Source organism: Mesobacillus maritimus, assembly GCF_044803185.1.
Lineage (GTDB): Bacteria > Bacillota > Bacilli > Bacillales > Cytobacillaceae > Mesobacillus_B > Mesobacillus_B maritimus_B.
Genome location: NZ_CP085225.1, coordinates 3,933,613 through 3,958,755 on the forward strand (window position 1 = coordinate 3,933,613; position 25,143 = coordinate 3,958,755).

23 protein-coding genes, 1 other RNA gene and 1 riboswitch are annotated in these 25,143 nt (G+C 39.1%); of the genes, 9 read left to right on the forward strand and 15 right to left on the reverse strand.

The window, feature by feature from the left end:
* Positions 1–3: 3 nt before the first annotated feature.
* Positions 4–105: riboswitch (purine riboswitch) on the reverse strand.
* Between the two features lie 383 nt (positions 106–488).
* The 3 genes from LG336_RS19020 to LG336_RS19030 are packed head-to-tail and all read left to right on the forward strand — an operon-like array spanning position 489 to position 2,800.
* Positions 489–638 (forward strand): cytochrome c oxidase subunit 2A, encoded by a 150-nt coding sequence (locus tag LG336_RS19020; protein ID WP_404329063.1) that lies wholly within the window; start codon positions 489–491, stop codon positions 636–638.
* A 26-nt stretch (positions 639–664) separates the two neighbouring features.
* A complete protein-coding gene (locus tag LG336_RS19025; protein WP_404329064.1) occupies positions 665–1,141 on the forward strand; it encodes a cytochrome c oxidase subunit II in 477 nt (158 codons plus the stop codon).
* The gene (locus LG336_RS19030) at positions 1,142–2,800 is read left to right on the forward strand and encodes a b(o/a)3-type cytochrome-c oxidase subunit 1 (RefSeq protein WP_404329065.1); all 1,659 of its coding nucleotides are present in this window, start codon (positions 1,142–1,144) and stop codon (positions 2,798–2,800) included. It abuts the gene before it with no gap.
* Positions 2,801–3,054: 254 nt separating this feature from the next.
* On the opposite strand, the gene LG336_RS19035 is transcribed toward LG336_RS19030, so the two are convergent.
* Positions 3,055–3,963 (reverse strand): DMT family transporter, encoded by a 909-nt coding sequence (locus LG336_RS19035; protein WP_404329066.1) that lies wholly within the window; start codon positions 3,961–3,963, stop codon positions 3,055–3,057.
* 48 nt (positions 3,964–4,011) lie between these two features.
* Entirely contained in the window at positions 4,012–5,517 is a 1,506-nt protein-coding gene (locus LG336_RS19040) for a carboxypeptidase M32 (RefSeq protein WP_404329067.1), read from the reverse strand.
* A 137-nt stretch (positions 5,518–5,654) separates the two neighbouring features.
* Here LG336_RS19040 and LG336_RS19045 point away from each other — a divergent pair, with 137 nt between their 5' ends.
* Together LG336_RS19045 and LG336_RS19050 are read left to right on the forward strand one after the other, a co-directional pair.
* Positions 5,655–5,816 (forward strand): hypothetical protein, encoded by a 162-nt coding sequence (locus LG336_RS19045; RefSeq protein WP_404329068.1) that lies wholly within the window; start codon positions 5,655–5,657, stop codon positions 5,814–5,816.
* Positions 5,817–5,916: 100 nt separating this feature from the next.
* Positions 5,917–6,150, forward strand: a complete 234-nt coding sequence (locus LG336_RS19050) for a DUF2249 domain-containing protein (protein WP_404329069.1) — start codon at positions 5,917–5,919, stop codon at positions 6,148–6,150.
* Between the two features lie 75 nt (positions 6,151–6,225).
* On the opposite strand, the gene LG336_RS19055 is transcribed toward LG336_RS19050, so the two are convergent.
* The 8 genes from LG336_RS19055 to LG336_RS19090 all read right to left on the reverse strand — a co-directional run bounded on the left by LG336_RS19055 (position 6,226) and on the right by LG336_RS19090 (position 15,756).
* Positions 6,226–8,136 carry an ATP-dependent DNA helicase gene (locus tag LG336_RS19055; protein ID WP_404333223.1) on the reverse strand — a complete coding sequence of 637 codons (1,911 nt, stop codon included), beginning with the start codon at positions 8,134–8,136 and terminating at the stop codon, positions 6,226–6,228.
* Between the two features lie 122 nt (positions 8,137–8,258).
* Positions 8,259–9,398, reverse strand: coding sequence for a class I SAM-dependent RNA methyltransferase (locus LG336_RS19060; RefSeq protein ID WP_404329070.1), 1,140 nt, complete (start codon positions 9,396–9,398; stop codon positions 8,259–8,261).
* Between the two features lie 515 nt (positions 9,399–9,913).
* Positions 9,914–10,300: RNase P RNA component class B (rnpB, locus tag LG336_RS19065), an RNA gene on the reverse strand.
* 83 nt (positions 10,301–10,383) lie between these two features.
* Positions 10,384–10,683 (reverse strand): cell division regulator GpsB, encoded by a 300-nt coding sequence (gene gpsB, locus LG336_RS19070; RefSeq protein ID WP_404329071.1) that lies wholly within the window; start codon positions 10,681–10,683, stop codon positions 10,384–10,386.
* An 84-nt stretch (positions 10,684–10,767) separates the two neighbouring features.
* On the reverse strand, positions 10,768–11,328 hold the full coding sequence (locus LG336_RS19075) for a DUF1273 domain-containing protein (protein ID WP_404329072.1): 561 nt from the start codon (positions 11,326–11,328) through the stop codon (positions 10,768–10,770).
* Positions 11,329–11,425: 97 nt separating this feature from the next.
* A complete protein-coding gene (locus LG336_RS19080) occupies positions 11,426–11,743 on the reverse strand; it encodes a CotD family spore coat protein (protein ID WP_404329073.1) in 318 nt (105 codons plus the stop codon).
* A 420-nt stretch (positions 11,744–12,163) separates the two neighbouring features.
* Positions 12,164–13,435, reverse strand: a complete 1,272-nt coding sequence (locus LG336_RS19085; RefSeq protein WP_404329074.1) for a ribonuclease H-like domain-containing protein — start codon at positions 13,433–13,435, stop codon at positions 12,164–12,166.
* A gap of 62 nt (positions 13,436–13,497) precedes the next feature.
* The gene (locus tag LG336_RS19090; RefSeq protein ID WP_404333224.1) at positions 13,498–15,756 is read right to left on the reverse strand and encodes a DEAD/DEAH box helicase; all 2,259 of its coding nucleotides are present in this window, start codon (positions 15,754–15,756) and stop codon (positions 13,498–13,500) included.
* Positions 15,757–16,151: 395 nt separating this feature from the next.
* On the opposite strand from LG336_RS19090, the gene LG336_RS19095 reads away from it, so the two are divergent.
* Positions 16,152–16,844 (forward strand): Crp/Fnr family transcriptional regulator, encoded by a 693-nt coding sequence (locus LG336_RS19095; protein WP_404329075.1) that lies wholly within the window; start codon positions 16,152–16,154, stop codon positions 16,842–16,844.
* Positions 16,845–16,931: 87 nt separating this feature from the next.
* Here LG336_RS19095 and hcp read toward each other — a convergent pair whose 3' ends face one another.
* Positions 16,932–18,230 (reverse strand): hydroxylamine reductase, encoded by a 1,299-nt coding sequence (hcp, locus tag LG336_RS19100; protein ID WP_404329076.1) that lies wholly within the window; start codon positions 18,228–18,230, stop codon positions 16,932–16,934.
* Positions 18,231–18,655: 425 nt separating this feature from the next.
* A complete protein-coding gene (locus LG336_RS19105; RefSeq protein WP_404329077.1) occupies positions 18,656–19,204 on the reverse strand; it encodes a YppG family protein in 549 nt (182 codons plus the stop codon).
* A gap of 187 nt (positions 19,205–19,391) precedes the next feature.
* On the opposite strand from LG336_RS19105, the gene yppF reads away from it, so the two are divergent.
* Positions 19,392–19,601 (forward strand): YppF family protein, encoded by a 210-nt coding sequence (gene yppF, locus LG336_RS19110; protein WP_404329078.1) that lies wholly within the window; start codon positions 19,392–19,394, stop codon positions 19,599–19,601.
* Between the two features lie 42 nt (positions 19,602–19,643).
* On the opposite strand, the gene LG336_RS19115 is transcribed toward yppF, so the two are convergent.
* The 3 genes from LG336_RS19115 to LG336_RS19125 all read right to left on the reverse strand — a co-directional run bounded on the left by LG336_RS19115 (position 19,644) and on the right by LG336_RS19125 (position 21,754).
* Positions 19,644–20,015, reverse strand: a complete 372-nt coding sequence (locus tag LG336_RS19115; RefSeq protein ID WP_404329079.1) for a YppE family protein — start codon at positions 20,013–20,015, stop codon at positions 19,644–19,646.
* A 151-nt stretch (positions 20,016–20,166) separates the two neighbouring features.
* A complete protein-coding gene (locus LG336_RS19120) occupies positions 20,167–20,433 on the reverse strand; it encodes a hypothetical protein (protein ID WP_404329080.1) in 267 nt (88 codons plus the stop codon).
* A gap of 325 nt (positions 20,434–20,758) precedes the next feature.
* Positions 20,759–21,754, reverse strand: a complete 996-nt coding sequence (locus tag LG336_RS19125) for a DUF2515 family protein (RefSeq protein ID WP_404329081.1) — start codon at positions 21,752–21,754, stop codon at positions 20,759–20,761.
* Positions 21,755–21,865: 111 nt separating this feature from the next.
* Here LG336_RS19125 and recU point away from each other — a divergent pair, with 111 nt between their 5' ends.
* Together recU and LG336_RS19135 are read left to right on the forward strand one after the other, a co-directional pair.
* Complete coding sequence (recU, locus tag LG336_RS19130) at positions 21,866–22,480, forward strand: Holliday junction resolvase RecU (protein WP_404329082.1); 615 nt, start codon at positions 21,866–21,868, stop codon at positions 22,478–22,480.
* A gap of 36 nt (positions 22,481–22,516) precedes the next feature.
* Positions 22,517–25,120: a PBP1A family penicillin-binding protein gene (locus LG336_RS19135; protein WP_404329083.1), complete on the forward strand. Its 2,604-nt coding sequence runs from the start codon at positions 22,517–22,519 to the stop codon at positions 25,118–25,120.
* The last annotated feature ends 23 nt before the right edge of the window (positions 25,121–25,143 follow it).

Genomic DNA, 25,143 nt, shown 5'->3' on the forward strand with positions numbered 1-25,143 from the left:
GAGTACTCCTCATTACTCACTCATAGTCAGACTGTTTACGGTAGTCTGGTAGAAACTTGCAGGCCATATCCCTGCCGTTATATGAGAGAACGATTAATTTCAAAGTAATTATATCATTATATTGGATTATATCAACTGAAAAGGCGAATGTTTTTAAAAAATAATTATAAAAAGTTCGGATTATAAATCCAAGCCTTCTTTCATTTCCCTGTCAATGCTCCAAATCACAGATAAGAATGTCCCAAAGAAATGTTCATAATCTCACATTCTATTGTTCACATTTCTTTCACATTTTCACCTTTATTGTTGTGACAAAAATCACCGTCACATCAATTTTTTACTATTATCATAGTGGATATATAACGAATGAACAATTTGTGAACTGTGAGAAACAGTCTGGAAATAACCGGATTGTTTTGTATGATGAAAATGTAATCATTCTTATTTTAAAACAAAAATTAAAAAATTAACTGAAAGGAGTGGTCATTATGGCTCAGCCAGGACTCGAAAAAAGAACGAGTACGAAGGTAGAAGATCAATCCTCTTTAAAAGGAACACTAGCTTCTGTTTTCTTGTTAGGGTTCTTCCTAATTATTACATGGGTTGGAGTATTTTTATTATTTGTAAATCGTTTTTAATAGAGAGACAAAGGGGAGAAAAAAACATGCATATCCATAAGTTTGAAAAAATCTGGCTTATCTTTGGAGTTGCCACTCTACTCGTGTTCTTATCTGTAATTGGTGTAAGTGCCTTTTACCTTGGGAATCAGCCGCCAAGTTGCCTGGCTACTATTAATCCGGAAAAAGTAGATACAACCGCACCATTTGATAAGCCTGGTCTAAATAAGGTTGAAGGGAAAGAATGGGATTACGAGTTGGTATACGTTGCATCTGCCTTCAACTATACTCCTGGTGAAATCGAAGTTCCACTAGGCGCAAAGGTTAAAGTCCTAGCGACAACAAAGGATGTTGTTCATGGCTTCAACGTTGCCGGAACGAATATTAATATGATGCTGGAACCAGGGTATATCTCTGAATATGTCACTACTTTTGACAAAGTCGGAGAATACTTGATTGTTTGTAACGAATATTGTGGTGCTGGTCACCACTTGATGTCTTCTATGATTAAGGTGGTGGAATAAATGACTTCGTTCGTTGAAAAGATGAAAAAGGTTGACCCTCGTGATGCTAAACTAGGAATGGCACATTTTTATGTCGCATTCATTGGTCTTTTCATTGGTGGAATGGCCGGGTTACTCCAAACACTCGTTAGATCAGGACAATTTACCCTACCGGCTGGGATTGGTTACTATCAGCTTCTAACCTTACACGGAGTAGTGCTAGCCCTTGTTATGACCACTTACTTCATTATGGGATTCCAACTAGTAGCCGTAAGCCGTACAGCTGGAACATTAACAAATAAACAAAGAAACACCGGTTGGGTAGGTTTCTGGTTGATGACAATCGGAACCGTCATGGCCGCTGTGATGATTTTATTAAATGAAGCATCTGTATTATACACTTTTTATGCTCCTCTTCAAGCTCATGCTCTTTTCTATGTTGGGTTGACCCTTGTAATAGTTGGTAGCTGGGTAAGTGGAGCTGTGATTATTATGGCTTACGTGGCTTGGAGAAGAAGAAACCCGGGCCAGCCTAGTCCATTGCTCACGTTCATGTCCCTTGTTAACACGCTTATGTGGATTGTTGCAACAATCGGGGTAGCTTCAACGGTATTGTTTCAAATGTTGCCTTGGTCTCTTGGTCTTGTTGAGCGGATTGATGTTGCAGTCAGCAGGACTTTATTCTGGTATTTTGGCCACCCACTTGTTTACTTCTGGTTGTTGCCTGCCTATATGGCATGGTATGTAATAGTCCCAAAAATAATAGGTGGAAAGATATTCTCAGACTCACTTGCACGTTTATCGTTTATCTTATTCCTTTTGTTTTCAATTCCAGTAGGATTCCATCACCAATTGATGGAGCCTGGAATTGATCCAGCATGGAAGTTTTTACAAGTAGTTCTTACGTTCATGGTTATCATTCCATCATTAATGACTGCATTTTCTTTGTTTGCTACCTTTGAAACCTTTGGCCGTTCAAAAGGGGCTACCGGCTTATTCGGCTGGCTGAAAAAGCTCCCTTGGGGCGACGCTCGTTTCCTTATCCCTTTTATCGGGATGTTAAGCTTCATTCCTGGTGGAGCTGGCGGAATTATCAATGCTTCTAATCAGATGAACCAAGTTGTCCATAACACCATTTGGGTCACTGGACACTTCCATTTAACTGTCGCAACTGCTGTTATACTTACATTCTTCGGAATTAGTTATTGGCTTATCCCGCACTTAACTGGACGCACCTTGACGAAAGCGATGAATAAACTTGCTATTCTTCAAGGAATCTTATGGGCAATCGGAATGACGTTTATGTCTGGAGCGATGCATGCTGCCGGTCTTCTCGGAGCACCGCGTCGTTCTGCTTACTCTGAGTACGGTGGAGCAGCACAAGCTGCTGAATGGATTCCATATCAAATTGCACAAGCAGTTGGGGGTTCTATTCTTTTCATCGCCATTATCCTGGTTCTATATATCTTTATTAATCTAGCTTTCTTTGCTCCAAAAGGAGAAGAAGAATTCCCTGTTGGAGAAGCAGCTGACCCTGTAGAAAAGGCACCGATGATTTTAGAAAACTGGAAGTTATGGTTGGGGATTGTCGTGCTATTAATCGCATTTGCTTATACGATTCCATTCATAGACTTAATTGAAAATGCTCCAATCGGCTCTAAAGGTTATAAATTGTGGTAGGTTATAAGAAAAGCGCAAGCGCCCTGTTCAGCGGCGTATGGCCTGGAGCGCTCCAACTGAGATAAAGGAAAAGGAAAAGCGGAGGCGGCTTGTTCGACTCCGACTGGCATAAGCCACCCCGGAATAGAAGGCGAGAAGGCGCTCTTTGCCTTCAATTCCGGGGTGGCTTATGACCCGAGGAGTTAGCCGCTGGAGCTGGACAATTCTCTAAGTCAAAACTTATATACTTTCTAATCTTTAAATAAAAGCGCTCCTCAAGAGGGAGCGCTTTTTTCATGGTTTTTATTTTTTATTCGGTATTTTCCCTTCGGTAGATTAACTAAGATAACAGATGCAAGGATGAGTACAATGCCCATGCCCTGTATAAAAGAAATCTTCTCCAGGTAAACCATTACCCCTAAAATGGTTGCTGCAACTGGTTCAACTGTTGCAATGATGGCGGCACGGCTACTCTCAACTTGCTCAAGCCCCCAGGAATAGGCAAAATAGGCCAATACGGTAGGGACTAACCCTAAACCAACTGCATACAAAAAGACCTCAGGCTGAAATAGCAGGTTTGTATGAGGCTTCCCGATAAACGATGGGACTAGAAAGAGAGCAGCAGTTAGAAACGTATAAAAGGTTAGTGCAAAAGGGTGATAGGTCCTAAGCGCAACCTTTCCGAAAATGCTATAAAGTGCGTAGCCGAGTCCAGCACCTAAACCTATAAAAATGCTTGAAAATGAAAAGCTACTGCCCTGAGTTAAGGTGATTTCTGCAACCAAAGCCGAACCAATAATCGTCCCGCCTACAGCCAATAGCTTTCTAAAGTTAAGCTTCTCCTTTAAAAAGAGTACCGATAAGGTGATGACAAATGCAGGTGAAGTATAAAGCAGCGCAGCCGCAACAGGGATATTCGTTTTTTCAATCGCAGTAAAATAACACCAGTTAAAAAATACAATACTTAATAAGCCAGTTCCAATAAACAAAGGGACATCTCGAAATTTAATTTTTAATTGAGCTCTAAAAAAGCTCAGACCAACAATCAAAAGCATGATGGCAGCAGTTCCTACCCTTATCGTGACAATCTCCATCGCACTATATCCTATTTCTGAAAGGCCTTTTACAAAGAAACCAATCAGTCCCCACATCGTTGCCGCAAAAGCGATCATCAAATAAGCCAAGAGCCAAAATTTCCCCTTTTATTTAAGTTTAATAGTAAATCAATTTTTTTAATCTAGTTGATAGACTTCCGTATACTTCTTCAGTAAATAATCCGCAAGGTAATCGGCATTCAAACCTTCCCCTGTCACACTTTCAAGAATCTCAAGCGGTTGTTTCAACTTACCATACTGGTGGATATTCGCCGTTAACCATTCCTGGATAGGCTTTAAATTCCCATTTTCAAGTAATTGATCAAATTCCGGGATATCCTTTAACATAGCGTGCTTGAACTGTGCAGCATACATATACCCAAGGGCATAAGATGGGAAATAGCCAAAGCTACCACCAGCCCAGTGAACATCCTGCAGTACTCCTTCGGCATCAGTTTCAGGTCGAACCCCGAGATATTGCTCATATTTTTCATTCCAGATTTGCGGCAGGTCCTTAACCTCAATTTCATCATTGAATAAACCCTTTTCGATTTCATAACGAATCATAATATGTAGCGGGTAGGTCAATTCATCTGCTTCAATTCTAATTAACGACGGTTTTGATTCATTAATTGCTCGATAAAAATCATCCAAGGTAACGGAAGAAAACTGACCATTTGAGTATTTCTTCAACAAATCATAATTCATTTTCCAAAAGGAAGGATTGCGTCCAACAAAATTCTCAAAAAATAATGACTGTGATTCGTGAATCCCCATTGAAGTTCCTGTACATAGTGGGGTACCTATGAGTTCTTTTGAGAGATTTTGCTCATAAAGGGCATGCCCACCTTCATGAATGGTACCAAACACAGCTGTTCGAAAATCGGTTTCATCATACTTTGTCGTAACACGAACATCTCCAGGATTCATCCCAATTGCAAAGGGATGCACCGTTTCATCCAATCTTCCTGCATTGAAGTTATACCCCATTTGTTCTAGAATCTTGAGACTAAAATCGCGTTGTTTCTCTTTAGGAAAATGTTCATATAAAAATTTTGTTTCGGGTTGATTTGGAGAATCAGCAATTCGTTGTACTAGTGGGACAATCCGCTCCCTTAGCTTCCCAAACACACTATCTAATACATCTACAGTTACCCCAGGCTCATACATATCAAGAAGAGTGTTATACTTATTCCCTTTATAACCCCAATACTCAATAAATTTCTTTGTTGTACTTACAAGCTTTTCAAGATAAGGCAAGAACAATTTGAAATCCGACTTTGCTTTTGCCTCCTCCCAGACGTTTTCTGCCTTTGATTGGAGAATAACATAATCCTTGTATTCATCGGCAGGTATTTTTTTATTGCGGTCATATTCCTTTTTACATTCTTCTACGGTTTTTTTCACAAGTTCAGATAAAGATTCATCTGATGATAACCGTGTTATATAGGAAGCCATTTCCGAAGAGGTCGACATCTTGAAAATCTCCGAAGATAAGACGCCAATGACCTCTGAGCGCTGTTCGACGCCCTCTTTCGGCGCTCCAGTTCTTAAATCCCAAAACAAAACGGATAATGCCTCTTGATATGCAGTCATTTTCTTTACATATTCAAGAAATTCTTGTTCAGTAGTCTGAGAATTCATGTTTTTTCCTCCATTTCCTTTTCCCACCCATATTATCATATTTATCAAAGAACTGTTATCCATACCGTAGGTTGTACCTCTACTTTTATTGAAATCATGGTAACATGAGAACATAGCAAAATCGGGGAGGAGAGGTTATGAAGGAACTGGTTGGATTTTGTAGAAAATGCGGAAAAGAAATCTTTTGTCTAGATGGCTTCTTCAACGGCGTCCATTTGGATGCTGAACATATCCATTGTTTTGATTGTTTTGAGGAAGAGAGCAAGCCGCCTGAGCACCTGCAAAAGAAAAATAAGTAGAACGGCTTATCGATATGATGAAGGTCACTTAATTCCTGTTTATTTCTTGTTAAACTTGCATTAAAGCAAAACACAATTTACTTTTACAGGAGATGTTCAGATGGAACCAAAAGTGATTGAACTAGATGTCCGTGAAGATATTAAAAATAACCGAGACCCTTTCGAAACGATAATGGCCACTATCTCCGCCTTCCAAGTAGGAGATACCCTTATTCTTCATGCTCCCTTTCAACCTGTACCTTTGTACGGCGTATTAAAGTCTAAGGGCTTTGGGTATGAAACCGAAGAGATTAATGAAGTGCATTTTAAGATTACATTCACAAAAAACAATTAAATCATAGTCAAACAGCCCTGCTCATATAGAGTGGGGCTGTTTTGACAAGATTATTTATCAGTTAGAAAGAAATAATTATCGAATTGCCTTTTTTGGCTGAACCGGTAAGACAGAAAGGATTCGATCCAAAACAGAAGCTTCTAGTTGATTATCCAAAAGTAGGTGGACGGTTCCTCGGTCTGAATGACTTCGAATTAACCTGCCGATTCCTTGCCTTAATCTTAGAATCATATATGGCATATCAACTTCATTAAATGCATCTTCCGCTTCTTCTCTTTTCGCAGCAAATACAGGATCGTTAGGCGGGAACGGCAAATCAAATAGGATGACATTTTCTAATGATTTCCCAGGAACATCCAGCCCCTCCCAAAGATTCACCGAACACAACACAGTATCATCATCATTCTGGAACCGAGAAACAAGTGTTGAAATCTCCGCATCTCCCTCAAATAAAATTGGGAAGTCAACATTGTGTTCTTCTGTGTATCTCTTGAAGCTTCCTAATTCGTTTTTATCCGTAAACAAGACTAGTGTTTTCCCTTTTGATAATTTTAACTGGTCTAACGTGTACTGTGCTTTTGATTGAAAATCTCCAGATGCAAATTCAGATAAATAGATTTCCATCATCTCCTCGTAATCAAACGGTGAATTTACGGAAAATGAAGCATATTCATCAATCCCGAGACTTTTAGCTAGGTAATCAAAGGATTTATTATCAGAAAGAGTCGCCGATGAAAAAACAAACGGCTTGTCCTGAGAAAATACCTCTTTGCGCAAAATTTCTTCTACCATTTTCGGCATAATTACCAACGTCTTCTCACCATTATGATTTTCAAGCCAGTTAATTCCGACAGAACGCCGAGCAAACAATGATAAGGAATAGCTAATTTGGTCGAGGTACTCTTCTACAATTTTCAAGTTATAATCATTGATAACAAACATTTCACTTTCAAAGACTAATTCTTCCTGAAGTGAATCGAGAATCCAGAGAAGATTTTCAGCGAGACTATTAATGGATGGGCTCTTTTTGACCGTCATCTTCTCTGAAGACTTACTCTCCGAACTGAACTTAACTAGCTCATCGAAAAGCTGCTCATTTACTGAAATGGCGTTCTCCATCAAACCAAGAGTCTTATCTCTTATATCGTTGTCCATAATTCTGGTTAGAAGCGTTTCAAGTGTCCGCTCCGTATATCGATAAGTTAAAGCTTTCTGACTAGCAAATTCTAGTAAGTGTCCTTCATCAAAGACTACACAGCTTCCGTCCGGTAAAAAAGGCAATTCCCCTTCACGTTTTCGTGATTCCTTTGTCCAAATATGCTCCATGTAAAAATCATGGGAACATACAATCAAGTCCGCAGCATTTCGATAATGTTCACGCTGTAAGGTCAACCCACAACGATGACGGCGACTACAGGCTAGACAATCTTGAAGTGCATCCCAACCAATATTTGACCATTGTTCATCTGTAAGATGTGGATATTCTGTTCTCTCACCATAACGATGGAATTTCTGAAGTGTTGAACTTTCGTGCACGAACCGTGGTAGGGATTCATGGACAGAGTTATAAGCTTCTATATCGTCATTAATAAGAGCATCTAGCTTATTCAAGCATAAATATTGGTCACGAGATTTCGCTAACCGAACATCAACATGTAAATCTAGTGCACTTTCAAGCTTAGCTATATCTCCTTCCTTCTTGACAAGCTGCTCGATTAAACGTTCATCAGCACAGGCGATAATAGCTGGCTGGTTCGTATAACGTGCATAACAGATCGCATATAAAAGATAGACAATGGTCTTTCCGGTACCAACTCCAGCTTCAGCAAAAGTAACCTTTTTATCTTTAAAGGCTTTTTCAAGTTGAAACGCCATAAAAACTTGCTCGTCTCTTAAATCAAATCCAGCTTCAGGCAGAATGTCGTAGAAAACATCCCCAATCCACTCATTTAATTTTTCAAAGAATGATTCTGATTTTGATATCATAAAAGGCAGGCTGCCAGGCAAAATAAACCCCTCCAAACACTAGTAAAGCGCCGCATACCGGCGCTATTTAGGTTATTTAAAATTAACACTTCATTATTCAGCTATATAAAGAGACAATTACACTACCTATTATCCCGAGGAGGCCTTTTTCCCCAATACTGATAATAATCCGTACGAATGAAGCCATTAAACAATTTTCGTTTTTTCGTTGCAGGCTTTCCGTACAATTTCTCAAAATTTTCATTTGAAGTCATAATGTAAACAGACCAAGTATCAAATGGGACCAAGACCTTCCCCATTTCTTTGTACATTTGTTCGACCGCTTTCCTATCTCCTAGACGTTCACCATACGGCGGATTACTGACAATAACCCCATAATCCTTTTTCGGGTTAAAATCCTGAACTCGCATTTGTTTAAACGAGACGAGGTCGCCTAAGCCCGCTTCAAACGCATTTTCTTCAGAAATTTTTACCATACGGTGATCGATGTCGGAACCAACAATATCCAGTGGTTGATCATATTTTGCTAAATCCTCCGCTTCGGCCCTGGCCTGATCCCAAACCGAGGATGGAATCCAATCCCATGACTCAGAAACAAATTCACGATTAAACCCCGGAGCGATATTTTGCCCGATTAGCGCAGCTTCAATGGCAATTGTACCTGATCCACAAAACGGGTCAGAAAACGGGCGTTCTGGGGTCCAGTTGGTGAGCATAACTAGAGCTGCAGCAAGTGTTTCCTTGAGAGGTGCTTCCCCCTGATCAACTCGGTATCCTCTTTTGTGAAGACCACTTCCACTTGTATCAATCGTTAAAGTTGCAACATCCTTTACAAGAGAGACCTCAACTTTAAATAACGGACCATTTTCTTCAAACCAGCTAGTCTTTTTGTAATGTGACCTCAATCTTTCAACAATTGCTTTTTTTACAATTGCCTGACAGTCAGACACACTGAATAACTTTGACTTTTGTGATTTTCCGCTCACTGGAAACTCAGCGTTTTCCGGTAAAAATTGCTCCCATGGAATAGCTTTCGTCTTCTCAAACAATTCATCAAACGTATAAGCTTTAAATTCTCCAGCTTTGATTTTCACTCGATCTGCGGTACGCAACCACATATTGCTTCTAGCAATGGCTAGCTCGTCCCCTTTAAAGGTAATGCGGCTGTTTTCAACCTCACATTCATAACCAAGCTCCCGTACTTCCTTAGCAACGATTGACTCAAGTCCCATTGCAGAAGTAGCTATTAAATCATATTTCATCTATTTCACCCTTAATATTAAATGTCAAATTCCTTTCCCCATCATACCAGTTTTGCTTTTTAGATACCAATTATGTAAAAACGAAAAGCGGAAGCGGCTCGTTCAGCGACGTATGGACTGGAGCTCTTCGACTGAGATAAAGGAAACACGAAGAGCGTAAGCGATTCGATGTTGACTTATCGCAGGGAGGAGAGCGAAGTCCACTAGTCGCTAGCCGCTGGAGCTGGACAAATAGAAAAGCGGAAGCGCCCTTTTCAGCGGCGTATGGCCTGGAGCTCTCCAACTGAGATAAAGGAAACACGAAGAGCCGGAGGCGATTCGATGTTGACTTATCGTAGGGCGGTAAAAATCCAAAACCCAATTTTTACTCGGAGAGCGAAGGACACTAGCCGCTAGGGCGCTGGAGCTGGACAATTCTCTAAGTTAAAACTTTTATACGTCCTATTCTTTTTAAAAACAAAAGCTCCCCCGAAATAGGAGAGCTTAAAACACTCATACAAAATCGATTAATAACGTTCTGTAAGCCATGTTTTGTTCCATTGTGCTGCAAACGACATTGTCTCGCACTCCGGTGGCAATCATCTATCTACAGGTGAAAATTCACCTGTCCTTCTCTTCGTTCATTTCCTCCAAGAAAGTGCCCCTACCATAGTTTGGGTTTCTCGCTCGCGGGGTTTACCTCGTTCCACCCTTCCCATTTCTGAGAAGGCTCCGTCACTGTGGCACTTTTATAGGTATTGATGCCATATCGAATATCGACTTAGGCACTTTCCCTGCCGTCAGCCGCGCTAAACACGACTGCCCTGGCTTATGAATTGGCCAGGCACGAACACTACGGGCATCTCAGCCCGTGCGAGCATGGACTTTCCTCTGCAGCAAAGCTACAGCGATTACCCGAACGTTATTAACGACTACAAAACTTATTATAAGTAATCGTAGGAAAGATAGCAATGGTAATCAACTTGAAAATAAGGAAGTTAATGGATTAATCGGATAGCTTATTCCCAAAAACATGCTTTTCAAGATTTGATAATCTTTTGAGAATATCAAAATTAGTGGTCCCTGCAGGTTGCGTAATTGGACGCTTAGCTACTTCCTCTAACTGCTTTTTAAGCCTCAAATTCTCTTGTTGAAGATCTTCAATTTCCTGCTGGAAGCTCTCGTAATCTTTTATAACCAAATCCAAGTACTTATCCACTTCCTCAGGCTTGTAACCACGCATGGCTGTTTTAAACTCTTTTTCTAAAATTTCTTTAGCTGTAAGTTTTATTTTATCAGATATCATTCATAATCACCTCATCTTACCCCAATCATCATTATCTATTCTTTCAAAAACCTTGTAAATTGTCAATTTTCAATACACTGGATATTAGAAATCTTGCTGTTTAAATTGCTCATCTTCTATAATTAATTGTAAGTCAGAAAAACTAATTATGCGAATATCGTAAGACTCTTTTGACTGCCGTTCCTTAGCAGCTTCCAGAATAAACCTCGGGCTTCCTTCTTTTTCATAATCGTAGAGGAGAACTAAAACATCACTCTTTTGAACAAAAAATTTATTGGCCATTTTAAGCTGCCACGGCTTTTCATACGGTCTTTTGGTAATGGAATCGACATAATCCGCCTGAACAAGTACAGATTCATACCACTCCTTATTAGACTCGCTCCACTTATCTTCTTGATTTAAGAACGGTGTGAGCACGGATAATTTTAAATCCGGGAGATATTGCTGTAATTCAAAAACAACCTCTGCTGCCCATAACTCCACACCAGGCTGACCACTAATAACCACCCATTCAAGCCCTTCTTCAACTAATGTAGTCAATTGCTTTAACAACGCCAGCTTTATATACTGAACGGCTGGATGGCTTTGCTTAAATATCCCAAGTTCATACGCTTTATATCCAGATATCACTGCAACTTTTGCCATGTATGTACTCCTTTGACTACCCTATTAAACTAACTTCTTCCACGTTATTTTGAATTAAAAAAGAACAAGGGCCTGAAGAAAAGCCCTTGTTTTATCTTTATCGTCCGAAACCAGGGCCGAATCCTGGGCCTGCTCCGAATCCTGGACCTGCTCCAAATCCTGGGCCAGCTCCAAATCCTGGGCCTGGAACACCCATTGGTGGTCTAGGACCTCCATAGTGGTGTTGATGAGTCACTTCAGTCACATTCGATTGAGTGTGAGGGTTGTAATGAATGTGGTCAAAGTTTTCATGATGAACATTTGTAGTGTGTGATGGATGGATGTGAGGGACCACATTATTTGAAAAAGTATGGTTTACACAGCATTTTGTCGGATGAACAACCGCTGGAAACACTTTATTAGGTCTGCAATGCATTTTACATTCTCCTTCCTCAAAATAATTTTTTAGTTATTACACTAATAGGCTATGTAAGGAAGGAGTATCTTGTACTAATGCAAACACCTAATTTTATCTACAGATACCAGAAATTATTCTTTTTTTATAAGAAAGCATAAAAATTATCTTTTAAGTTTGTAAAAATAAAAGCCGTTAAACAAACAACCACAAAAAACATAACTAAAATTGCTTTATACATCATAACATCCCCGCTTTAAAAATTTCTCATACAAATAAACATTTTAACGTCGAAACCAGGGATATACAATATAAAACTCTACTTTTTCACACTGAAAAATGTTAAATTTTTGTGACATTCTGTTGGGATTTAGGGAAAGTCGGAAGAATTGTTATAATTTCAGCGAATATTGCGCTTACCCAGGAAATTTCACAAGCCATTTATTGCCTATCCATTTTAGCTATTAGTCTCATTTTTCGTTTCTGCAAATCTTCTTGTAACCTACTTAACTTTTTCTCATTTTCTAATACTTGTAGCAAGGAAACGGCCTCTTCACAATAGGTTAACGCATTTTGAAAATCCTTGCTTTTATGTTCATAATATTTAGCAAGCTCAATATAGGCTTCGATTCTGGTATCGTTTTTACCGTACTTTGCGGTTTCCTCCCAAAGATTGACTGCATCTTTATAATTAGCATTACGTTTATATTCAAAAGCTAATGCATGCTTTGCAAGGATTGCATCCATTTCATCCCCATCTGCTATTTGGGCGAAATTCTCTTCTGCCATTTGTCTAGCTCCTAAATAGGAATACCATCTACCAACTTCAAATGTCTCCCTAACGCTCCTCTTTTTGTCTACTCCTAGCAATTGAAAAGACAAATGTGTGTACAATGTAATTAGCGAGAGTATATCTAGTTCATTGTGCTTCATTACACCAAGTAGACCTTCAGGGTGTTTCCGTTCAACGAAGTCAAAATAAATCATCGGAGCAAGGTAGCCAGGAATATCATCCTCCCTTTCAAAGCCAAGTATTTCTTTCTCGACCACTGAAAGCTTCATTCTTTCGATCTTATGTTTCCACATCCTTCTAGCAGCATGATAAAGATCAAAATGCCCAAACGAAGGCAACTTTGGAACATGATTTCGAACGAGTGTGTGTCTTGTCTTAACCTGTGGCCAGTCAAAAGCTTTGCCATTATACGTAACCAATGTTGTATAATCAATTTCCTCCAGAAAGCTTTGATATAGCGCTACCTCGGCCCCAGGCTGTGGGAGAATATGTTGTTTTAACACCACTGAATCTTCCCTTATGCTTGCATATCCAAGTAAAAAAATTGTATTTCCTGCACCACCGCCAAGTCCTGTTGTCTCCGTATCAAAGAAGAATAAATCCCCTGGGGCATGACCTGAAGCAGATAATGGATGTTTAAAATTGACTTCATTCCATTTCCTTACCGCCTGAATAGCCTGTGCAAAGTGATAATCCCCATGCTTGTACGATAATGGGTATTTCACTTCTCTAACAAGACAATACTCATTGTCCAAAATATAAGGTTTAACATTTTCCTTTTCCCATATTTCCTTGTAGGGAATATCAAAAGGATTGAACTCTGGTTGCTGAGTCTTTTCAGAAACAGCTTCTCTATCCTGATGACCAACTCCACTTGATAAATGAGGTTTTAGGCGATTCAACTTATTCTTCAATGACATTCAATCAACCCTTTTCTATAAAATGTTTCTCAAGAAAGCCTGTACCCCACACATCCCCTCGATTAACTGGTACTTTGTATAAATAAATTGATCATTTTTATCACATCTACCTTCCCTGTTTCAGAGGTATTTTCTGAACCGATACAGGAAGGACAGCCCGATTGACATTGGCATCTTTCCACCATGCTCTTCGTTTCCGCTAGAATGGAATCCATTCCTTCAAAAACTTTCTCACTAAGACCAATTCCTCCTGGATAACGATCGTAAAAGAATATAGTTGGCTTTTCATTATGTGATGCTTTAACCTGTGGTACGACATGCACATCTTGAGGGTCACACATAACAAATAAAGGGATAATATGTTTTAAAGATTGAGCAGTACCTATTAATCCCTGTTCAAGCCTCTTATCACTTAGTCTTGAATACTCTTTATTGAGTGAAATCCAAGAAGAGTTTGTATGGAGTTCTACTTCTGGAAGGTGAATGGGTCCTGAACCAATGTTTTCGTGCGTTTCAAATTTTATCTTTTTGAAAATGGTTGCCATTGCTCGAACACTTACATCACCGTATCCTATTTCTACTTGTTCCAATTTTCGATGTTTATCTTCTTCTAGAACGTTTAACTGTACGGCCAAATTTGCATCGGTGAAATAATCTACCGTCACCTCTCGAACAAATGCCTTTTTCTCTTCCCAATCAAGTTTCTCAACTTGAAACTGTCTTCCTTGATGAAGGTAGATTGCTTCATCATGCAAGAGTGTCAGCGCTGAAAAAGTATCCATTTCTCCTATGACTCGAGCATTCGCTATATCGGACTGATCAATAATCACTACATTTTCTTGAGAAGCAGATCTTAGCGAAATATTATGGGCCGGAAATGCATCATTCATCCAATACCATTTATCCCCATTTTGGTGAAGGATACGCTCTTCAGTTAAGTATTCAAGAATTTCTTCCACTTCTGTTTTTCCAAATCGTTCACCCGTTTTAAAGGGTAATTCGTATGCAGCACATTTAAGATGATCAATTAAAATAATTAGATTATCAGGATTAATTCTGGCTGTTTCTGGACTACGGGTAAAGAAATAATCAGGATGTTGGATAATATACTGATCTAATGGGCTGGAACTAGCCACCATAATCACCACTGATTCACCATGCCTTCTACCGGCACGCCCTGCCTGTTGCCAAGCGCTTGCAATCGTTCCTGGGTACCCGTTCATAATACAAACTTGAAGTTGTCCGATGTCTACACCTAATTCAAGCGCATTCGTACTAACGACTCCATAAATATCTCCATTTCGCAAACCCTTCTCAATTTCCCGGCGTTCAGTAGGTAAATATCCACCACGATATCCTCGTATTGCTTTAGGTCCAAGTTTGTGTTTGACCAACTCTTGAAGGTACGTTAATAATATTTCAACCCTCACCCTGCTCCGAGCAAATACAATGGTTTGGATTTTATTCTTTAAAAATTCACCTGCAAGCCAGCGTGTTTCTAGCGTAGCACTTCTTCGAATATTTAGAGGTTTATTGACAATTGGTGGATTATAAAAGAGAAAATGCTTTCTCCCTGAGGGTGCACCATTATTATCGACTAACTCCATCTTTGTTTCTGTTAAATGTTCTGCCAATTCAAGTGGGTTGGCAATTGTGGCAGAAGTACAAATAAAAACAGGGTCACTCCCATAGTACTCACATATTCTTTTCAGTCTACGAATTACATTGGCAACATGACTACCAAAAACACCACGATAAATATGAAGCTCATCGATCACAACAAACTTTAAATTTTCAAATAGGGAAACCCACTTTGTGTGGTGAGGTAGGATAGCTGAATGCAACATATCTGGATTAGTAATGACAACATGCCCGGCTTTTCGAACCTTTTGACGAATATTCGCAGGCGTGTCTCCATCATATGTATAGCTATTTATGTTTAAGCCTGATTCCTGAATAAACTCATTGATTTCTGATTTTTGATCCTGTGCTAATGCCTTTGTCGGAAATAAGTAAAGCGCTCTTGAATTAGAATCATTCATTATCCCTTGTAGAACGGGTAGATTATAGCAAAGCGTCTTTCCTGATGCAGTAGGTGTTACAGCAACAAAGCTCTTTCCTCTGATAGCCGTTTCATAAGCCGTTTTTTGGTGGGTATAGAGCTCACCAATTCCTCTCCTCACCATAGCCTGCCTTAATAAAGGATGGATATCTAAAGGGATTTCGGAGGTATTTGCACTTTTGGGCTCAATGGTCTGCCAATGAATAATATTTTCTTTTATTGTATCATCCAGCTTTAACTGCTGGATTACTTCCTGCATATTGCTTTTAAACTTCACAGAACTCACCTCGATATCTCTATTCTAGCGAATAAACGTTCGTTCAAAAAGATGTAATCCCATCTTTTTTTCGTTATTTTCTTCCAAATTATTTTAATTAATGGCTGTGTTAAATTACCATAGTTGATTTTTTACACGTTGATTGGAGCGGAAGGACCGAAGCGACTCGAGGGGCTAGGCGCTGGAGCTGGCCAGGCTCCCCGGCACGCCGCGGAAAGCGAAGTGCCTGGAGCGGAAAGCGAAGTGCCTGGAGCGGAAATCAACAACACCTTTAACATAGCCTAATGTATAGAAATTTGGAAAATTATGAAAGCAAAAAGTACTTTTTTTTGTTACAATGTATAATTGAGCGTTCCTTACTAAAGAGGTGAAAAAAATTGAAAAAACACGAGCTAAAAACATTCCTATCTAATTATGCACTTTTTCGTGATTTAGATGATTTGGAAATTGAAAAAATTGCCGATATATCTATTACTAGAGAGTGGAATAAGAACAGCCATGTTTTCATGCAAGGAGACCCAATTGAAAACGTTTATTTTATTCATCAAGGGAAAGTAAAGATTTATAAGAGCGACATCAATGGACGTGAGCAAATCGTCAATATTTTAAAAAATGGAGAAATGTTTCCACACGTTGGCTTCTTTCGTAAGGGAGGGTATCCAGCCTTTGCCGAAGTACTAGAACCTTCCATCTTAGCTGTTGTCCCCATCTCCCATTTTGAGAGAGTCTTGGTTGAAAATCCGGAACTTAGTATCAAGGTTTTTAAAGTTCTCGGCGAAAAAATTGTCGACCTACAAGAAAGGCTTGAAGCACAAGTTCTTAATAATACCTATGAGCAGATTATAAAGTTACTTATTCGATTAGCTAATCTATACGGGGAAAAGCGAGAGGATGGTACAATTTTAGTAAAGGCTGAGTTTACAAATAAAGATTTAGCCAATATGATTGGTACTACCCGTGAAACCGTTAGTAGGACCCTTACAAAAATGAAAAAAGACCAACTCATTGAAACAGACGATGATGGAGATATGATTCTTAATACAGATGTACTATTAGATGAGTTAATTTAAAGAACCCGCTGATATCAGCGGGTTCTCTTTATTAGGAATTTTTCTTCTCTCCGAGTATCTCTCTAAGCGGATCTCTTCACGTTCTTATTAAGCGTTTGTTGTTTGAAGCATTGCTTCCATATCTTCTTGAGCTGTAGTGATTAACTTAAGGTTGAACGTCTCTTGAAGCACATTCATTACGCCCTCAGAAATAAATTCAGGAGGCTTTGGTCCAATCCTGATATCTTGAATACCGAGGCTGAATAAACCAAGTAAAATGGCAACAGCCTTCTGCTCGAACCAAGAAAGAACAATACTCACCGGTAGTTCGTTCACTGGGCAATCAAATGCTTCCGCCAATGCAGCCGCAATTTTAATCGTGGAAACAGAGTTATTACACTGCCCAAGATCGATGTATCTTGGGATATCTGTTCCTGGAACAGTTCCATAATCAACATCATTGAAACGGAACTTACCACAAGAGGTAGTCAGAATAACTGCCTCCGGAGGAAGAGAAGTGGCTAATTCGCGATAATACTCTCCACCTTTCCCAGGTGCATCACAGCCAGCAATAACGAAGAAACGTTTAATTTTACCAGCTTTTACTGCGTCAATTACTTCTGGAGCAATCCCAAGAACGGTATCATGGTGAAAACCGGTTAACAAAGTGTCTTCTGATTCCATATTTGCTTCTGGAAGCTCTAACGCTCTTTCAATTAATGGAGAGAAATCATCATTTTCGATTTTTTGAACGTTTTCTAGTCCTGCGACCTCATAAGTAAACATTCTATCAGCATAAGAACCTTTAATTGGCATTACGCAGTTCGTAGTTGCAAGGATAGCACCCGGGAATTTCTCAAATAGTCGACGTTGATCAAACCAAGCTTTTCCGATATTTCCTTTTAGATGCGGGAATTTCTTCAATGCTGGGTATCCATGTGCTGGCAGCATTTCTGAGTGTGTATAAATATTAATGCCTTTGCCCTCTGTTTGCTTCAGTAATTCTTCTAGGGCGAAAAGGTTATGTCCAGATACTACGATTGCTTTTCCTTCAATTTTATTCTGGCTAACACGAATTGGCTCAGGTACACCCAAACGGCTCGTATGCGCCTCGTCTAATAACTCCATAACGCGAATGGCTGATTTTCCAACCTTCATAGCCATATCAATATGTTCTTGTACATTAAAGTTTGAATTCGTCAAAGTCATATAAAGCGCTTCATGAGTAGTCGCATCAACGAATGAATCGGTAAACCCAAGTTGATTTGCATGTGTACGGTATGCAGCAATCCCTTTTAAAGCGAAGATAATGGTATCTTGTAAGCTTGCGATTGTCTCATCCTTACCACAAACACCCACGACCTTACATCCACCTGAAGGTGTTTGTTCACACTGATAACAAAACATTCATATACCTCTTTTCTGCATTTATTTGCCTATTACAGAATAACTTGGTTATGAAATTACCCTTGTGATTTAAGTCACATAATCATTAGGTGTCAAAAAGTGTTCAAAAAGTGTTGTCTAAAATATGAAAGGAGCGCTTTCAACAAAGCTCTTTTCTCAAACATTGTTGCTCTTGGGTACAAAGTAAATTTGATTAAAGCTTTGTTTCACTACAAAGTAGCCTTTTAATTATGAGAAAAGAGTGTGCAATCTTCCTATAATGCAAGAAATAACTTATCTTGCGTTAAAATAGGCTTTAGCTAGTAAAAATCGGCTTTAAGATTTTTACAATTTTAACAATAATCTTTACGAAACAGCCTTCAAACAAAATGAGACCCTCAGTTGAGAATTCACTGAGGGTTACATAATCTTATCTGCTCATTACATTATGTCTTTAGAATTCCACCGAGTCCCTTTACCATGGATGATACTTGCGTTACAGCATTCATCATTTGCCCGGCAGTATCAACCATTTTATTAATATCGAGGTTCCCATCCTGACTCTTAAATGAATTCATGATGGATTGGAAGCCCCCGGGCTGTTTGGGCAAAAATGCTTGCTGTGGATAGGGATTCATATTTTGATAAGGCATCTCTGGTTGATAATAGCCCCCATATGAAGCTTCATTTTGAGGCTGAAGCGGATTTTCAAATAATAAGTGAGAAACATTTTGTTTTTGACCATAGACATTCTGAGCACCATTGTAGACAGAATCCATTTGACCTGTAGCATACGACTGACCATAAAAGCCAGGATATTGGGTTGGAGGATTCATTGGCACTCCATTCCAATAGGGATTATAGGCTGTTTGGGTATTGGGTTGAGGCGTAACCCGCTGGTCAAACCCGGGAACGTTAACAGGAAAAGCATGATAAGATGGTGTGTAATTCATGTATGGGGCATACATTTGCCTTTGTCCTTTTCGACCAAACATTGAGACATCCTCCTCATTTCTTCGCTACAACAGTTTATGTGTCATCCGCCTAGAAGGTGATATCTCTGGAAAAGTTTTCACACTTTGTCTAACCGTGGAGAACATTGTCTGAAATTTCATTTTTTAAAAAATAATAACAAGTTGGATATTCATGGTAAAATAGGAGAAAAGCTGAGGAGGAAAAATCATGACTGTGCAAGAACTAACATGTATGTTTACGCAGGTCCGGAAACATACACCTGAGCATGTAAATGAATTGCTAGACTTTGCCAAGAGGGCTTATGTACAAAATGAAATTTCCTTCAATGATTATCGAAGCTTAATGAGGGAGCTCGAGCTTCAGGGAGCTGTAACCCCTGAAGATCTCAAGCAACTATCCCAGGATGTTTTTTTCTAAGTACCCCTAATGTGGGTACTTTATTTTTGTTCTATAGATTCCTCAATTTTTCTGGTTCTCAACCGCATTGACGAGACCCCTGAGTACAAATTCTATGGATTGAACATGATCCAAGAATTTCTTCTTACTAGTATTTGGGAAAAAAGCGGATATAGAAACCATTTCTAGGTTTTCAGCGGTAGCGTCAATTTGGCGAGTATGTAAGTGTCGCTGCGGATTCAAAGTCAACCAAGCCAATGCAGCTTCTCGCCATTGGTCTGTCATTTGCTTAACTTCATCAGCAAAGGGCTTTACTTCTTCATAAAAATCCCCCTGTTCTCCTGCCCCTTTTGTCTGTTCAAATCGTTCTAAGATGAACTGTCTATATTTAAGCAAGCTATTTGTCATCTCTAGCAATGTATCATTCGTTTTCATGTTGAACCTCCTAAAAAGTGGCTATATAGTCTTAACTGTTGATTTACGCTCCCTTCACCTGTGTAAAAATCTACAACGTACTTTTTCAAAAGCCAAAAATAAAAGCAGCTTTTTAAAAAAAGCCACTTCTCTTTCTTTCATTTTATTTCTATTAGTACCCTAGTTCAAGCTTAACAACTTTCTTGCTCGGATAAGTCATTTTAACTTGCGGCTTTCCTATATCAAGTTTGTCTATGCTTTCCTCGAGAGCAGTGAGTTTGTTATCACATTGATTAAGACGAATTTCTTGTGATTCATACCAACTGTTACAGAATTCTTCAGTTGAGGAGTGCAATTCAACTTCCAATTTATCAAGCTGTTGATTTATATCCGTAAGCATTAGAATTATGTCTTCCCTCTCAATACCATTTGTTTTCATTTTGCAAACCTCCCTTGTGAACTTAATTAACTTTATTCGTGGTTTTGAAGCTATGTCCTCTAGTAGTGACAAAACTAGAAGAGATTCGGCAAAGAAAGTGGATTTTTGAGATGCGACGCATGATTCGACAGCACCTAGAATGAAAAATCCCATTTTGAACAGACTATTAATCGGAGGTGTTATTTATGAGAAAACAGGAAAAGACAAATAAACAAGAGCAAAAGCACTTAGAAGAAAAGAAGCCTGGATATGGGGATAAAAAACTCGAAGGTCCAGATCGTCCATCTACTTAGAAGATAAAAAGCAAGGGGGGTCCCCTTGCTTTTTATCTGTCTTTTTTTGATAATAATTCTTTTATTGAGATTAACGTTTGAAATTGCTTCTGTTTCCCCAAAAACCATTCTGTTAAAAGGATGGGATGTTTATGATAGATATCTGGATTCAGCCACTTTTTATGAAATCTTCTTTCTAGGAACCAGTCAGGTTGCCAATGGTCATGATGATTTATAACAGGAAATGTCATCCTAAGAAATGGAGTTTCTCGTTTTTTTTTCGTCATATATTGTTCATAATCATGTCTTGATCCAGTATGCTCTGTGAGAAGAGAAAATTCTAAAAACTGAGGATAAAGTTCAGGATCAAACAAAATGGAAGCAATTCTTTGGCCAAGATTGATTCTTTTATGAACAGATTTAAAGCTATTCACGCTCGCTCCATAAAGCTCCCCCCTAATAGTTGGGAGTAGCACTGCGCTAAAATGAAAAAAGTCCTGAAAAAGAAATCTTAGTGTATTAAACACTTTCTTTTGGTATTCATGATGCTCAATAACAGAATGATGAATAACATTCTGCTCATTTGTAATGAGCGCATTCATCAAGCGATATTTGTCCCTTTTTCTCCAATAACGCTCCCATTCGGCTTCCATAAATGAAGATATACTAAAATGTGTAAGAAGGTGAAACAAAGGCTTGCCAATTTTCGTCGAATAATGATAGAGAAGTAATTGGGGGAATGCATCATGGAAAATTGTCCAATTAGCCCGTTCATACGTATAGAAGAGTTGTTGTCTCACTGGAGGCTCGAGGATTTTCGGAAACCAATCCCCTTCTAGATCGCACATATTATACCCTCCGTTACGGGAGACCATACTCGCTAAAAAAGCCCATATAATTTCTGGATGCTTTAAGTAATAATCAAAATATGCATTTGTTCTAGAAATATTGTCCACATTTAACTTACTTGTTTCAAGGCGAATCTTAAAAAGAAGCTTCTCTTCTGTTTCCGATAACCCTACTTTTCCAGCTTTAGCTGTACGTTTCAAAGTGCTCCCTCCCTACGTTACTTTTTAGGGTAGGATGAAATAGGGCTAATTATTCAACCATTCCAGCCAAAGTTTTGGTATGATAGGTATTAGTTTGCGAGGTGGACGATTTTGAAATTTCATTATCCTAATGGAAAACCGTATGTTCCAAAAGCTAATTCTGTAGCCCCACAATTAAAGAAATATAAGAACCAGGTCTATAGCAATCGTGGGATGACATTAGAAGAGGACCTTAATGAAACAAATTCATACTATTTGGAACGAAAGATTGCCATTATACATAAAAAGCCGACTCCCGTTCAAATAGTGAATGTAGATTATCCGAAAAGAAGTGCTGCTGTAATAAAGGAGGCTTATTTTAAACAAGCTTCAACTACAGATTACAACGGGATCTACAAAGGAAAATATATTGATTTTGAGGCTAAGGAAACTAAGTTTTCAACATCCTTTCCACTCAAAAACTTTCATCTGCACCAAATCCAGCATATGGAAGACATATTAAAACATCATGGAATTTGTTTTGTTATTCTCCGTTTTTCAAAGCTGGAGGAAGTGTACCTTCTTGAGGCAAAGCACTTATTAGCATTTTGGGCAAGAATGGAGGAAGGCGGTCGTAAATCCATCACCAAAGAAGAAATTGAAGAGTTGGGACACCATATCCCACTGGGTCTTCAACCTAGAATTGACTATATAAAAGTAATCGATTATCTTTATAACCTTAGTTAACTATTAATATTGTTCTTTAGAAAGGAAGGAATATGTATGGCAGATAAACCTCAAACAAGGGAGGAGCGCCGTAAACAGCATGCTGCAAAGAAACCTAATGCCAAGCGAAAGAAAGCCCCAAAAGGTTTATTCAAGAAGATTTTCTTAGCAATCATTATCCTTGGAATTCTTGGTCTTCTAATCGGTGCTGGTACCTTCGCCTTCATGATTCAGGATACACCTGAACTAGACGAAGCAATGTTAAAAGATCCAATTATTTCAAAAGTCTACGATATGAACGGTGAGTTAATTACCGAGATTGGTTCTGAAAACCGTGATTATATAGAATATGAAAATATACCTGAAGTGGTTGAAAATGCTGTAATCGCAACAGAGGATGTACGATTTTACCAACATAATGGACTGGATCCCATTCGCCTCGCAGGAGCGGTGATTGCGAACTTTACCGATGGATTTGGGGCTGAAGGTGCTAGTACGATTACACAACAGGTTGTTAAGAATTACTTCCTTACCTTTGATAAAACATTAGATCGTAAGGCCGAGGAAGCATGGCTCTCCTTTCAGCTTGAACGAAAATATACAAAAGAAGATATCTTTGAAATGTATTTCAATAAAATCTTCATGTCTGAGAACAGTCATGGGATTGGTACTGCAGCCAAAGTTTATTTTGGCAAAGAATTAAAGGATATTGAATTACACGAAGCGGCGTTATTAGCAGGCATTCCGCAAAGTCCTAACAATTACAATCCTTTTACAAATCCTGACAAAGCAGAAAACCGTCGGAATATTGTCCTAACCTTAATGCACCAACATGGTTTTATCTCGCAGGCTGAAATGAAGGAAGCAAAGGCAATTCCGGTTACGTCCACACTACTTGCTGAAGAGGAGCGTGCAAAACGAAAAGAAAAACCTTTCGACGCCTTTATTGACCGAGTCATTGATGAAGTGGAAGCACAAGGTGATTTTGATATCTTTTCCGATGGCCTAAAAATTTATACTACATTGGATCCGAATGCTCAAACTTTTGTTGAGAACTCATTAAATACAAATGACATCGTTAATTATCCAAATGATGAAGTTCAAGCTGGTATCGTCCTAATGGATACACAAACCGGTGAAATTCGAGCTCTTGGGGGAGGACGAAACAGAACGGGAGAGCGAGGCTGGAACTACGCTACAGACCTTGAGCGACAAACAGGTTCAACGATTAAACCTATCCTTGACTATGGCCCTGCTATCGAATATTTAAACTGGGGAACATTCCATATGCTTGAGGATAAACCCTACCAATATTCGAATGGTGAATCAATCTCTAACTGGAATAATAAATACAATGGCCCAATGACAATGAGAAGTGCTTTAGCACAATCAAGAAATATCCCTGCTCTACAGGCACTTCAGCAAGTAGGTCTTGATAAGGCACGTGATTTTGCAGAAGGTCTCGGTCTTGGGGAATCACTGCCAGAAGTACTTACAGAATCAGCAGCCCTAGGATCTTATAATTTATCACCTTTGGAAATGGCTGGTGCCTACGCAGCATTTGGCAATAACGGTTACTATACCGAACCTCATGCTGTTAAGAAGATTGTTTTACGCGACAATACCGAAATTGATATGTCTCCTGAAACAGAAGTGGCAATGAAGGACTATACTGCCTTTATGATTACAGATATGCTAAAAACTGCTGTTACCAACGGTACAGGAGGATCTGCAAATATCCCTAATCTTCCCGTCGCAGGAAAAACTGGAACGACAAATTATACAGCTGAAGATCTTAAAAAGTATGATATTCCTAGTGGCGCTGTACCCGACTCCTGGTTTGTAGGATATACAAGCAGATACACAGCCGCTGTATGGACTGGATACGAGAAAAGGAGTAAAGGATTACTTGCCGATGGTTATCAGCAAAAAATCCCACAAATACTTTTTAAAGAGATTGTATCAAAAGTGTCAGAAAACATTGACACACCTGATTTTACGAAGCCTAATAGTGTCGTTCAAGTAGCGATAGAAAGAGGCACAATTCCTGCAAAATTAGCTAGTGAATACACACCTAAAGATCAAATTTTATACGAATATGCTGTTAAAGGGAATATACCAAGTGAAACTTCTAAGAAATTTGAGAAGCTTGATGCACCAAAAAAACTATCGGCAAAATTTGATGAAACAACAAATTCGATTGTAATAACTTGGGAGTCGAAAGAGAATGGCGTGAACTTTGAAGTAAGTGCCTCCATTGATGGTGGTCCTTCACAAGCCCTTAAGACAACAGGAGATACAAGTTTAACGATTGCCGCTCCTGACCCTGGAAGTACTTACGCTATTTCTGTAACAGCAGTTCGTGGGGAATTGCGTAGTGATGCTGCTAGCACAACCATTAAAATTCCTGAACCTCAACCTGAGATTCCTGAAAAGGAAGATGAAGATGAAGATGAAGGCGAAGATGAAGGCGAGGACCCTACGGAGGAAGAACCTGATGAGGGGAATAGTAACGGAAATGAGAATGATAGCGGAAACGGCAATGGAAATGGGAATGGGAATAACAATGGAAACGGCAATAACAATGGAAACGACAATAATCAAGATCCCAATACAGATGTAAATACAGAGGATCGCGAGACTGAAAGTGAAAATCAATAAAAAAACGTCCAGGAACTTTCCTG

Coding starts and splice junctions, on each gene's coding strand:
- LG336_RS19020 (WP_404329063.1), top strand. CDS start 489: ATGGCTCAGCCAGGACTCGAAAAAAGAACGAGTACGAAGGTAGAAGAT.
- LG336_RS19025 (WP_404329064.1), top strand. CDS start 665: ATGCATATCCATAAGTTTGAAAAAATCTGGCTTATCTTTGGAGTTGCC.
- LG336_RS19030 (WP_404329065.1), top strand. CDS start 1,142: ATGACTTCGTTCGTTGAAAAGATGAAAAAGGTTGACCCTCGTGATGCT.
- LG336_RS19040 (WP_404329067.1), bottom strand. CDS start 5,517: ATGAATTCTCAGACTACTGAACAAGAATTTCTTGAATATGTAAAGAAA.
- LG336_RS19045 (WP_404329068.1), top strand. CDS start 5,655: ATGAAGGAACTGGTTGGATTTTGTAGAAAATGCGGAAAAGAAATCTTT.
- LG336_RS19050 (WP_404329069.1), top strand. CDS start 5,917: ATGGAACCAAAAGTGATTGAACTAGATGTCCGTGAAGATATTAAAAAT.
- LG336_RS19055 (WP_404333223.1), bottom strand. CDS start 8,136: ATGATATCAAAATCAGAATCATTCTTTGAAAAATTAAATGAGTGGATT.
- LG336_RS19060 (WP_404329070.1), bottom strand. CDS start 9,398: ATGAAATATGATTTAATAGCTACTTCTGCAATGGGACTTGAGTCAATC.
- gpsB (WP_404329071.1), bottom strand. CDS start 10,683: ATGATATCTGATAAAATAAAACTTACAGCTAAAGAAATTTTAGAAAAA.
- LG336_RS19075 (WP_404329072.1), bottom strand. CDS start 11,328: ATGGCAAAAGTTGCAGTGATATCTGGATATAAAGCGTATGAACTTGGG.
- LG336_RS19080 (WP_404329073.1), bottom strand. CDS start 11,743: ATGCATTGCAGACCTAATAAAGTGTTTCCAGCGGTTGTTCATCCGACA.
- LG336_RS19085 (WP_404329074.1), bottom strand. CDS start 13,435: ATGTCATTGAAGAATAAGTTGAATCGCCTAAAACCTCATTTATCAAGT.
- LG336_RS19090 (WP_404333224.1), bottom strand. CDS start 15,756: ATGCAGGAAGTAATCCAGCAGTTAAAGCTGGATGATACAATAAAAGAA.
- hcp (WP_404329076.1), bottom strand. CDS start 18,230: ATGTTTTGTTATCAGTGTGAACAAACACCTTCAGGTGGATGTAAGGTC.
- LG336_RS19105 (WP_404329077.1), bottom strand. CDS start 19,204: ATGTTTGGTCGAAAAGGACAAAGGCAAATGTATGCCCCATACATGAAT.
- yppF (WP_404329078.1), top strand. CDS start 19,392: ATGACTGTGCAAGAACTAACATGTATGTTTACGCAGGTCCGGAAACAT.
- LG336_RS19115 (WP_404329079.1), bottom strand. CDS start 20,015: ATGAAAACGAATGATACATTGCTAGAGATGACAAATAGCTTGCTTAAA.
- LG336_RS19120 (WP_404329080.1), bottom strand. CDS start 20,433: ATGAAAACAAATGGTATTGAGAGGGAAGACATAATTCTAATGCTTACG.
- LG336_RS19135 (WP_404329083.1), top strand. CDS start 22,517: ATGGCAGATAAACCTCAAACAAGGGAGGAGCGCCGTAAACAGCATGCT.